The organism is Paenibacillus allorhizoplanae (assembly GCF_927798215.1).
GTDB classification, from domain to species: domain Bacteria; phylum Bacillota; class Bacilli; order Paenibacillales; family NBRC-103111; genus Paenibacillus_E; species Paenibacillus_E allorhizoplanae.
In genome coordinates this window covers 104,295-116,429 of sequence record NZ_CAKMMW010000018.1, presented here as the reverse complement: position 1 = coordinate 116,429, position 12,135 = coordinate 104,295, and the positions used below count along the sequence as shown (strand labels likewise).

8 protein-coding genes and 1 pseudogene are annotated in these 12,135 nt (G+C 42.7%); 5 read left to right on the top strand and 4 right to left on the bottom strand.

The features are described from left to right. Positions 1–2: 2 nt before the first annotated feature. The 4 genes and pseudogenes from L6I86_RS24810 to L6I86_RS24800 all read left to right on the top strand — a co-directional run. Positions 3–4,694: pseudogene (locus L6I86_RS24810) on the top strand (ATP-binding protein); the annotation flags it as partial. Positions 4,695–4,742: 48 nt separating this feature from the next. Then, positions 4,743–5,198: a sensor histidine kinase gene (locus L6I86_RS35965; protein ID WP_420851926.1), complete on the top strand. Its 456-nt coding sequence runs from the start codon at positions 4,743–4,745 to the stop codon at positions 5,196–5,198. Between the two features lie 145 nt (positions 5,199–5,343). Next, the gene (locus L6I86_RS24805; protein ID WP_236291087.1) at positions 5,344–6,513 is read left to right on the top strand and encodes an iron-containing alcohol dehydrogenase; all 1,170 of its coding nucleotides are present in this window, start codon (positions 5,344–5,346) and stop codon (positions 6,511–6,513) included. Beyond that, positions 6,510–7,430, top strand: a complete 921-nt coding sequence (locus L6I86_RS24800) for an EamA family transporter (RefSeq protein ID WP_236291086.1) — start codon at positions 6,510–6,512, stop codon at positions 7,428–7,430. The genes L6I86_RS24805 and L6I86_RS24800 overlap by 4 nt, the downstream gene beginning before the upstream one ends. 76 nt (positions 7,431–7,506) lie before the next feature. Here L6I86_RS24800 and L6I86_RS24795 read toward each other — a convergent pair whose 3' ends face one another. From L6I86_RS24795 to L6I86_RS24780, 4 genes are all read right to left on the bottom strand, one after another. Further along, on the bottom strand, positions 7,507–7,839 hold the full coding sequence (locus L6I86_RS24795) for a hypothetical protein (protein ID WP_236291085.1): 333 nt from the start codon (positions 7,837–7,839) through the stop codon (positions 7,507–7,509). A 460-nt stretch (positions 7,840–8,299) separates the two neighbouring features. Continuing rightward, positions 8,300–9,187, bottom strand: coding sequence for a LysR family transcriptional regulator (locus L6I86_RS24790; protein WP_236291084.1), 888 nt, complete (start codon positions 9,185–9,187; stop codon positions 8,300–8,302). 78 nt (positions 9,188–9,265) lie between these two features. Beyond that, positions 9,266–10,024: a twin-arginine translocase subunit TatC gene (gene tatC / locus L6I86_RS24785; RefSeq protein WP_236291083.1), complete on the bottom strand. Its 759-nt coding sequence runs from the start codon at positions 10,022–10,024 to the stop codon at positions 9,266–9,268. A 32-nt stretch (positions 10,025–10,056) separates the two neighbouring features. Then, the gene (locus tag L6I86_RS24780) at positions 10,057–10,287 is read right to left on the bottom strand and encodes a MerR family transcriptional regulator (protein WP_082595234.1); all 231 of its coding nucleotides are present in this window, start codon (positions 10,285–10,287) and stop codon (positions 10,057–10,059) included. A 220-nt stretch (positions 10,288–10,507) separates the two neighbouring features. On the opposite strand from L6I86_RS24780, the gene L6I86_RS24775 reads away from it, so the two are divergent. Continuing rightward, positions 10,508–12,115: a flavin monoamine oxidase family protein gene (locus tag L6I86_RS24775; protein WP_236291082.1), complete on the top strand. Its 1,608-nt coding sequence runs from the start codon at positions 10,508–10,510 to the stop codon at positions 12,113–12,115. Positions 12,116–12,135: the final 20 nt, after the last annotated feature.

The window sequence follows — 12,135 nt, the reverse complement described above, 5'->3', positions numbered from 1 at the left end:
TAATGATGTTAATTTTACCGGAATATGAGATCCTCCAACAAATCTATCAAAGCGAACGGAATATATTGTACCGTGCTGTCCATAAGCAATCTGGCGAGAAAGTTATTATTAAGACATTGAACTCTGACTTTCCGATCACAGCGGATATCGCTAGATTGAAACGTGAGTATGAAATTGGCGCCTTGTTAGAAATTCCGGGCATAGTCAAACCACGCGCTTTGCCCAAGTTTCAAAATAGTGTGGCTCTGGTCATGGAGGACTTTGAAGGGGAAACACTTTCAACCTATTTCCCGCTATTTCAACAGTCGATCGAAGCTTTCCTGCAAGCAGCTATCCAATTGACCAAAATCATTGGCGAGGTTCACCAACGTTACATCATACATAAGGATATTAAACCGAGCAATATAATCATGAATCGGGAGAAACAGATTATGAAGCTAGGGGACTTCAGTATTTCTTCGGTTACAAGAGAACGACAAGAGATGTTGGATCCTTTATTACTGGAAGGCACATTAAGTTACATGTCTCCCGAACAAACAGGGCGAATGAATCGGATAATCGATTATCGCACGGACTATTATTCAGTTGGGGTCACATTCTATGAAATGATCACGGGCCGCCTACCTTTTCAGACGGAAGATCCATTGGAACTGCTGCATTGTCACTTTGCTGTTACGCCTATTCCACCTGATCGCGTGAGAATAGGTATCCCTAAAGCATTATCCGAGATCATTATGAAACTTCTTTCTAAAGATGCCGAGGATCGCTATCAAAGCGCTTACGGGATCATACAAGACCTTGAGCAAGTGTTGCTATCGATTCGTTCTGGTGAAGATTTGCACAATTTTAGAGTAGGCCACTATGATATGACGGATATGTTCCAAATTCCTCAAGGCTTATATGGCCGCAACTCTGAGATTAATAAACTGCTTCACGTATATACGAATGTCGTGCATGGCTCTGCTGAAGTGGTGTGGGTCACAGGTGACTCTGGATATGGCAAATCGTTTCTGATTGCCGAAGCGATGAAGACCATTATGAAGGATGTAGGATGGTTTTTATCTGGACGATTCGAACCTAATAAGCATCATGTTTCGTATCATGCCATTGCAAAAGCGTTGAGAGAACTAGTTCGGCAACTGTTGACAGGTAAAGATGATCAACTCGCTGAATATCGCGTGCAGTTACTTCGAGTACTAGGGTCGAGCGGAAAAGTATTAATCGATCTGGTGCCGGAACTGGAGCTTCTAATTGGTGAGCAACCTGCCGTCAAGCAACTGCCTCCGCAAGAAACGCAGAATCGGCTTCACTTCTTGTTGCAGCAATTTTTGCTATTTTTTTGTGCGAAGGATCGGCCGATCGTGTTGTTCCTTGATGATTTGCAATGGGCGGATGCAGCATCCTTGCAGGTGTTAGATCTACTTTTGAACGATGCACAGTTGAAATACTTCTTATTCATTGGCTCCTATCGGAGTGAGTATGAGAAGAACAGCTTATCCTCCTTGCATGTTCAGCTACTCAATAAGTTGCCCGCGCGTCTTGTTGAGGCACGAATTGTATTACAAGAACTTAACATTCAAGATGTTGGGCAACTTATCGCAGAATCGTTGAAGTCAGAAATAGGGCAAGTCGCTGAATTAGCGGATCTCGTTGTAAACAAAACTGGAGGAAACCCTTTCTTTGTTAAACAATTCCTAACGGAATTGCATGAGCAAAAGTTACTTGCATTTAATTATGAAGTTAATCGCTGGCAATGGGATATGAACGAAATTCAAAAGCTTCGGATTACAGATAATTTAATGTTTCTTCTTGCTGAGAAACTGGAGCGTATGCCTTCGCGAACGCAACGTGTGATGCGTTTGGCTGCTTGTCTGGGTGTTTCATTTGATTTGGAGGCGTTGGGGATTATCATGCAGGCGTCTTATGGTGCGACGTTGCATGAACTGGAAGGGGCTATCCAAAGCGGATTAATAATTCCGGTTGGGATGGATTATAAATTTTTTCATGATGCTCTGGGGAGATCAGTTGCCCGTAATATCCGGTTTGTTTTTGTTCACGACTCGATTCAAGAAGCGATCTATGGCTCAGTGGAAACTGCTAAACTATCTGAGATGCATCATAACATTGCTCAAATGCTGCTAACAGAATTATCAGAAGATGAAATAGAGCAGCGTTTATTTGAAATCGTCAATCATTTGAACATTGGATCGGAATTGGTGACAGAACATCCGGCTTTTATACAGCTTTTTGAATACAATGTTAGTGCTGGGCGTAAAGCAAAATCCTCCAACGCGTATCGATCGGCGCTTCAATATTACAATAAAGCGTTGCAAATTTTGAAACAAATAAAGGGTATGGAATTAGCGGAGCTTAGTTATACCATTCGGTTAGAGAAATCTGAGGTTCTCTATTTGAATGGTCAGGCGGACGAAGCGGAATCCTCCTATGAACAGCTACTGCAAGAAGCTACAACAGTTGAACAAAAACTTGAGCTGTATAACTTGCAGGTGGTTTTATATACGAATGTTGGGAAGCAGCATCAGAGTGTAAAATTAGGCTTGAAAGCTCTGGCGGAGCAAGGGATACGAATCCCTGAAGCGCCAGTAAGCGCAAGCATATTACTAGCTTACCTCGATGTGAAACGGAAGATTGGCTTCAGAAATACGTTGCAGCTTTATGATTTGCCCATTATGGAAGACGCCTATCGATCCAAATTGATGAATCTCATGATGAGCGTCGCTATTTCGGCCTATTTCGTGAATACGAACTTATACGTACTGTTCATGCTTAACATGACCAAGCTTGCTATGAACTACGGGAATTCACCGACAATGGCATATGTGTATGGTTCATATGGCCTAATACTCGGCTCAGGGTTCGGGGATTATCAAGGAGGCTATCAATATGGACAACTTGGTAAACGAATGAATGAGCGATTCCAATCCCATCAATTCCGTAGTAAAAGCTATTTTTCATTCGGATTGTTTGTCACACCGTGGGTGAAGCCTCTTCACAATTGTCTTGCGCTTTTAAAGGATTCCTTCCGCACCGGAATTGAGGACGGTGACTTAGTATTCGCGGGGTACGCACTCACCTATCAAGTTTTGGTTAAAGATTTGCAAGGCGTTGCCCTCTCTGAATTATATGAATATTTAGTGAAAAACTATCGGATTCTGGAGCAGACCAACCATCACGATACATTGCTAATGATGGAAATGCTGCGCATGGTCATTTTGAATTTGGAAGGAAAAACGTTAAATCCTTTGCTTATCGGCAATGATGAAGGGGAAGAAGAAAGATTCGTTCGTAAGTTGGAAGTTCATTCGAATCAAGTTATTATTCATGTATTTAGCGTCAAAAAAATGATGTTGTCGTTCTTATTTGGGCAATATGACGACGCGGTGAACATGGGGAGAATGGCAGAGTCGCGACAAGTAGCGTCCTTTGGATTATTTCATATTCCAGAAAATTATTTCTATTTTGTGTTGTCCATTACGGCGAAGTTCCCTGAAGCTTCATTAAGTGATCGCAAATGGTTTACCAAACAAGTGAAGAAAATGTTGCGGAAAATGGAGAAATGGTCTTCGCATTGTCCGGAGAATTTCTTGCATCTCAGTCTATTAATGCGAGCGGAATGGGATCGTGTTACTGGACACGGTCGAAGGGCGGAGCAAAGATATGAGAATGCCATTCGACAAGCGAGGGAACAGGGCTTTATCCAACATGAAGCCATCGCCTCGGAGTTGGCTGGAAGGTATTATAAACAAATAGGTCGTGAACGGATTGCTAAAACGTATTTCGTTGATGCTTACTTTGGTTATGTGAATTGGGGGGCAAAAGCGAAGGCGGATGATCTAAGGCTTAGATATCCGGCATACTTTACAGGTCGTGCGGAGTCTCTTGATTGGGCGACAACCAAAATCAGTGATTATTCCTTACAAGCAATTGATTTCAAAACTATTATGAATACGTCGCGCTCTCTCTCAAGTGAAGTGAATCTAGAGCAATTGATCAAGCGATTGATGGAGATTGTTACGTATTCTTCCGGTGCAGAGCGTAGTATCCTTGTTCTGAAAGATAAGGATCGCTTGTATGTTGAAGCGGAGATGCTTGCGAGCGCAGGGAAGGATTCCTGTAGGGTGAGCTCTGTTTTGCTCGAAACACGTGATAATGTTCCGCAATCCGTGATCCAGTATGTTGCGCGTATGAAAGAGGGGATCGTGTTAGATGATGCAGAGAAATCAACGCTTTTCTCATACGATCCTTACATTAGACAAGCGGAAAGTAAATCCATCTTCTGCGAACCGATTCTACATCAAGGTAATCTAATTGGCGTCTTTTATTTGGAAAATAATTTAATTCGCAATGCCTTCACATCAGATCGCTTGGATGTGATCAAGTTACTATCCGCTCAAGCTGCGATATCCATTGAGAATGCTAGATTATACAATGATCTGGAGTCCAAGGTAAAAGAACGTACAAATGAGTTAATCTTGATGGAGACTTCGCGGCGGGATCTTTTATCGAACATTTCCCACGATCTAGGGACGCCACTCACATCGATCCAAGGTTATGTAGAAGCGATTCTGGATGGTGTCATTCAAGAACCAGAAGAACAGAAGAAATATTTGAGCGTAGTACATATGCGCATCGTTGGTATTCAACGCTTGATTACGGATTTGTATCAACTGAGCCGACTTGAAACGAAGCAGTTCCATTTCCAACTGGCTTCAACGTCTTGTATGACGATGATTCGTCAGCTTTTTGACAAATATGAATTAGATACTCAAAATGCTGGAATTGCCTACACGTTAAACATGGCGCAGATGAATGGGCAGGACATGCTGACTGTGGATGTGGATCGAATTGAGCAGGTGTATGCCAACATTATTTACAATGCGATTAAATTTTCGACCAAGGGATGTTCCATTCATGTTCAAGCCGAGATAAGGGACCAGCCACGTGAACTCGTTATTCGGGTATCCGACACAGGCGTGGGGATTAGTGAGGAGGATCTACCTCATATTTTCGAGCGGTTCTATAAGGTATCCAAATCGAGAAGTAACTCGGGCGGAAGCGGCTTAGGGCTGGCAATAGCCAAGGAAATCGTGCAATATCACGGTGGGCAAATTTGGGCGGAAAGCCGATTAGGTCAGGGTTGCAGCATTTCATTCTCACTTCCTTTACATCGCATATAAGTGCTCCGAACCGTACATCTTACTAAGAGGTGTGCGGTTTTTCTCATGGAAAGGGGTGTCTATGCCAAAGGTGTTTCCAATGCTATTGAATTCGAGTTGTGATATACTTCTGTAGATATTAGTCATCGAAGGAGTTTACACACATATGCAATCATTTATTCAGTTTAATCCAACACGATTATGGTTTGGCGTAGGTCAGATCAAACAGTTGCAACAAGAGCTAGGAAATACCGGAAAACGCGTGCTGCTAGTTTATGGTGGAGGTAGTATCCGGAGAAATGGTGTATACGATGCTGTGATGAAGCAGCTTCTAGATAGGCAAGCTATTGTAGTCGAAATGTCGGGTGTTGAACCTAACCCCAGGTTGACAACAGTGAAAAAAGGTATTGAGCTATGCCGAGTAAATCAAATCGATCTCATCCTTGCTGTTGGTGGGGGGAGTGTCATTGATTGTGCCAAAGCCATTTCGATAGGTGTTTATTACGATGGGGATGTTTGGGACATCATTACGAGGAAAGCTGAACCGCAGGAGGCTCTGCCTCTGGGGACCGTATTAACAATAGCCGCGACAGGCTCGGAGATGAATAACATCTCTGTCATTACCAATTGGGATCGAAATGAGAAGCGCGGTTGGAGCAGTCCATTAGCTTATCCGGCTTTTTCTATTTTGGACCCAGCTTATACCACAACCGTTCCATTAGATCAGACGGTTTATGGCATTGTAGATATGATGTCACATGTGCTAGAACAATATTTTCACCGCACGGAACATACCCCGATGATGGATCGCTTCATGGAAGCAGTCTTGTTGACTGTTATGGAGGCTGCGCCGAAGCTATTATCGAATCTGGAAGATATCGAGCATCGTGCGACGATTATGTATGCGGGAACTACCGCCTTTAATGGTTTGCTGTCTTGTGGGACAGATGGCGGCGATTGGGCGTCTCATCAAATTGAGCATGGTTTATCCGCGGTTTACGATATCCCTCACGGAGGCGGACTTGCTATTGTATTCCCGAATTGGATGATGCATTGTGCAGAAGATGATCCTTCGCGGATGAAGAAGTTGGCTATATCGGTTTTCGGGATCGATGCCACGGGAAAAACGGATCACGAAGTGGCTCTAGAAGGAATTCAAGCTTTACGGCAATTCTGGGATTCTCTCGGAGCGCCGAGCCAGCTTGGCTATTATGGTATTGATGATCAACGCATCGAAGAATTAGTGCACAAATCATTCATGAAATCTACGATTGGTCAATATAAAGTCATGACTAGAGATACTGTCAGAGATATCTTGATAAGGTCATTAGCATGAAATACTATGTTTATGTATTAGCTGGCGCTTGCAGCTTTGGGTTGTTGTCAACATTCGTGAAGAAGGCCTACGAGTCTGGTTTTCATGTGGGTGAGGTGGTTGGCTCACAGATCTTTTTTGGACTCATCATGATGTGGATCATGGCTTTCGTAACGGCCAAATCAGCTAAACAAGGATCAGCAGAAGCCGAAACGTTTCGTGTCTCACCACGTAATGCCCTCCTGCTCATGTTAGTGGGAACAAGCTCAGGATTAACCGGGATATTTTATTATGCAGCATTGCAATATGTTTCCGCATCATTTGCCATTCTTTTATTATTTCAATTTACATGGATTGGTATCGTATTAGAAGCTATTATGGATCGTAAACGTCCCAGCAAAGATAAACTCATCGCACTTATTTTCTTATTTATCGGCATTATTATGGCAAGTGGTTATCTAAAAGGAAATCTCGAAGCACCCTCGTGGCTTGGAGTGGGGTTGGGCTTGCTATCCGCATTGACGTACGCGGTGTTTATTGCCATGAGCGGTAAGGTTGCTAAGCAAATTGCGCCAATCACAAGAGGTGCTGTGATGCAAACTGGCTCCTTTATCATTGTCATGCTGATCTTCCCACCTCATTTCTTGTGGAATGGCTCCTTGCATGAATCGCTATTGCCATGGGCATTACTGCTAGCCTTGTTCGGTGTCGTAATACCCCCATTGTTCTTTGCCATCGGTGTACCGCGCATTGGCGGTGGAATGGCCACGATCATGAGCGCAGCGGAGCTGCCGACGGCTGTCATTATGTCCTTCATCGTACTCCACGAATCTGTGAGTGGACTGCAGTGGTTAGGTGTAATTGTGACGATGTTAGGCATAGCGTTGCCAGAGTTATTGAAACGAAGACAACGTGCCCATCGTCTTCAAACCGAATAATACAAGCGGATCTCCGAGTAAGCAGGAGATCCATTTTTTTACACAAAAAAAGGCCTATAGGCCTTTAACATGAAAGCTATACAATCGCAAGCTGTTTCACTTCAAGCTTAACTGTTGTTAAGTGAGTGAGCTCAGGGAGCGAGAAATACTCAGCTAATCGACGAAGGCGCATGTAAATCGTTCGTAAAATTACAGAATCCAATTCGGTAATCATTGCTCGATTCGCGATATAGTCGGTCATACTCATTTTGATTAGAAAAGGACTGTTTCTTAAATCTGTAAATTTCTTAGGTTGAAGCGGGTTACCCAAGTTAGTCAAATATTTGGTTTGCTTCAATGCGGATTGGAATCGTTCGACACAGGTTTTGGAAACGGGTATGTACCTTTTGCCGCCCATAGCGTCAGACACAGTAAGTATTTGCTTTTTTTCATCTAAGGAATTACTTTTCAAATAAACAATTTCGTGAGGGGCGACACCCTCGATAAGTAGGCGAATAATAATAGCATCTTGCGGATTGATACATTGTGTCTCGATAAATTGGATTTTCTCTAGTGTAAGAATACGAAATCAACATCCCTTCAAGTTTGAACTTAATTTTCTGCAAATTACATTTGGTTTTCAGAAATAAGCAACTATACATGATATGAGATGTGCGGATGGAATATGCCTAGAACTTTGTTATGAGGTAACTATAGCTGAAAATGTAGGATGGAACAATGAGGGAAAAGCCCTAAATAATGTTAGTCTAATTTCGACAAATTCATCGAGTGCCACATTATTTCGAGCTATAGAAAAGGGGGTAGCTATGGATTTTCGTTGATAGGGAAAGGATCAGAGCTGGTAGGTGGGACATGTATGACTACGGATGTCACATTGCTGCAATAATGGTTTTGAGTTCCTTCGTAAATTCTTTGCAAGGCAGTGAAAGATGTCGGCTCTTTAGGCGCAAGGTTCGGAAGGAAACCCCAAAATCTACACCAGTGACTTCTATTGCAACAATGCTCCCTGTTTCTAAATAAGGGTCATACCGCATCCCTGTCTCCGTATAGAAGCCAATCGCGATTCCTTCAGCAATAATCCGTTTAGCTGCTTCTGAATTTCCTAGCTTAAAAAGAATATTAGGCTCCCCATGCTTTTTGAATATGTTAATTAAGTAATCAGAGGAAATCAAAAGAGGTTCTTGAAGGAGTTCTTCAATAGTGATGCTATTTCGGTGCGCTAAAGGGGATTTTTTACCCACATAGGCCATGATTCGGCAATCCATCAAATGTTCCGAGATTAGCTGCGTGTTGGGGCTTTGATAATTTCTTGCGACAGCAATGAGTCCCAAATCGACTTGTCCACCAAGAACCTCTTGGATGATCTGTGGATAATTCAACTCCATCATAACAAGTTCCACATCCGTGTGCTTATTTTTGAAAATAGCCAGTGTTGGAGGCAATACACTCAAACAGAGACTTGGCACAGAGGCAATGGAGAGAGAGCCTGAAAGTTGATTAAATTGAAAACCTGCTGTTTCGCGAAGCTCTTCTACTTTATTCATGATCTCTATAGCTTTGCTAATAATTAATTTCCCGTCTTCCGTAGGAATGGCTCCGGTGCGCGAACGGACGAAAAGCTTCACGCCTAGCTCTTCCTCTAAGCTGACAATTGCTTGAGAGATGTTCGGCTGGGATACGTGAAGCTTTTCCGCTGCTAAAGAAATGGAACCTGTTTGATTAATTTCAATAATATAAATGAGTTGTTCAATTCGCATAGTTCACCTTTTCTGCATGTCAGTTAACGTAACTATATCCGAATTGATAGAGATGAACAATATGAGAGAAGGACTATTTTAAGAGATACCATATTCAACTTGACTGAGGCTCTGTTCCCGTTGTTGCCCGTTATACACGATGCGAGAAAGTAAAATGCTGATTTCATATAAAGCGAATAAGGGAATAGCTACCATAAGATGAGAGATTAGATCAGGAGGAGAGATGAGACTGGCTGTAATAATTAGAATCAAATAGGCGTATCTGCGTACTTTGTGAAGTAATTTAGGATTCAGCAGCTTCAGCTTCGTGAGGAACATAACGACAATCGGAAGCTCGAAGGCTAAAGACAATGGAATGATAATATTGAGCATAAAGCTGAAATATTGAGCAACACCGTAGGTTTGAGTTAATCCAAGGTTTTCGGTAACGCTCAAAGTAAATTTGATACACATCGGGAACACAACGAAGTAACCGAAAGCTAAACCAATCATGAAGCATAAAAATGTATAGGGGATGTACCGCAGTGTGGCGACTTGCTCTTCTTTAGTAAGTCCTTTTTTAACGAATGCCCATATTTGATAAAGGATAAAAGGAAGCGTTAGCGTGAGAGAGACGGCGAATGCGATCAACATATAAATGCGAAGGCTATCCATCGGTGAGAAGACATGCCAAGTAATATCGGATGCTGTAGAGCTGTGTTTGAGGTAAAGGAGAATCTGCTGGGCAAAAATGAAACCAATAATTAACGTTAGGATTACGGCAATGAGGACGCGAATAATGCGTGTACGTAGTTCGGTTAGATGTTCGACAAGTGACATCATTTCTTTGATCTGCATAGGAGCCCTCCAGTCTAATGGGTATGGAAGTGTTAGGAGCCGGCTAGCATTCGTCTTAATTCTACCGTATGAAAGCCGTCAGTTAGCTTTGTATGTATATCCATAATCGTTTGAATATCCTCGAATGAATATTTGCGAACGCCTCCCTTGCTTCTGTCTGGAAAAATAAGCTTGCGGTCCTCGTAGTATCGAATTTGCCTTTCTGTTAATCCCGTCAGTTCACTTACGATACCAATTTGAATTACCTTTTTCTTTGTCATCATCAGCCTATCCCTCCAGTTAAATGTAAGGTTAACTAACTTATAAGTGACATTAATTAATGAAACTCTATCATTATTTGGAAAAACGATCAAATAGGCATTGGTTATCTTAGTATAAGTAAAATTTATGTCATATTACCTTACATGATATAATGACTATTCATTTCCTCGCTGTTAAGTTTAAGTAGCGGATAGCAAAACTCAAACACGAGGAGATGGATGTATGGAGAAGACACCGATCCAGGAAGATCAAATTACACGCAGACAATTTCTGACAACAGTCGGCAAACTAGGAGGGTCAGCTGCAATATTCAGTGTGATGGGTACTTTAGGACTACTCTCCCCCGAAACGATGAAAGCAGCTGATTATACACCGCCGTCGGGCAGGGATCTTACATCAACAAATCGCAATGGAAAGAAAGTTATCATCCTTGGCGGTGGGATTGCTGGGATGACGGCGGCGTATGAGCTGGGAATGGCAGGCTATCAGTGCACCATCCTAGAAGCGAGAGCGCGTTCAGGTGGACGAGCATGGACAGTGCGCAGAGGTACGACCGTTACAGAAATTGGTGGCACGAAACAGGTGGCACGATTCGACAATGGCATGTACTTCAATGCAGGACCAATGCGAATTCCTCAATTTCATGTGACACTGGATTATGCCCGTAAATTCGGTGTTGCTATCGAACCCTTTAACAATGTGAATGAGAGCGGGTACTACTATAATGAAAATGTAGGCGAGTTGTCTGGCGTGAAAGTTCCTAAGCGGCAGGCCAAAGCAGATGTGCGTGGTTATGTCGCAGAAATGCTGGCTAAAGCTGTTAATCAGAAAGCGTTAGATCTACCTTTGACAACAGAAGAAAAAACGAAGCTAGTTGCGTATTTGAAAAGTGAAGGGGATCTGAATGCGGATCTGTTCTATAAAGGTTCAAGCAGAGCTGGATATGTGGAAGAGCCGGGCGGCAAATTTGACGCTGGTGTTCGCAAGGATCCATTTAGCTTGAAAGCGATTATTAATTCTGGTTTTGGTCAATTTCTCAGCAGTGAGTATGGTTATGATCAGCAAATGATGATGTTCCACCCCGTAGGCGGGATGGATATGATTGCGAAGGCGTTCGAGAAACGCGTAGGCGATAAAATTCAATTTAATGCGGAAGTTCACGAAATTAAGCAATCTTCCGATGGTGTTAAGATTTTGTATAAAGACTTGTTGAGCGGTGCAAATAAAGAGGTTTCTGGCGATTTCTGCATCTGTACTATCCCACTTCCAGTTCTCAAGAACATTAAAGCAGATTTCTCTCCAGAGATGTCAACAGCTATCGCGAATATTAGCTATGCTGCAGCAGGCAAGATTGGCCTTCAATTCAAGCGTCGCTTCTGGGAAGAAGATGAGATGATTTATGGTGGAAGCTCATTAACGAATATGGATATTGCCAATATCTATTACCCGCCGACCGACTATTTTTCTAAAAAAGGAATTCTGTTAGGCTATTATTCATTTGGAGGAAACGCAGATAAACTAGGTAGTATGTCACTTGCAGCTCGCGAGGAATATGCATTAAGCCAAGGTGCGAAGATTCATCCGCAATACCACAAGGAGTTCGAAACTTCGTTCTCTGTGGATTGGAAGAAGGTTAAGTATAATCAAGGTGGCTGGGCCTCCTATACGGCTGACGATCGTAAAAACTACTATCCAACTCTATGTAAACCGGATGGCCGTATTTATTTGGCAGGAGAGCATATCAGTTATATTACTGCATGGCAGGCCGGGGCTATTGAGTCTGCACGTAAAGTCGTTACCGAAATTCATGAGCGAGTAATGAAAGAGTAGAGGAGAAGGAGTGAATCATG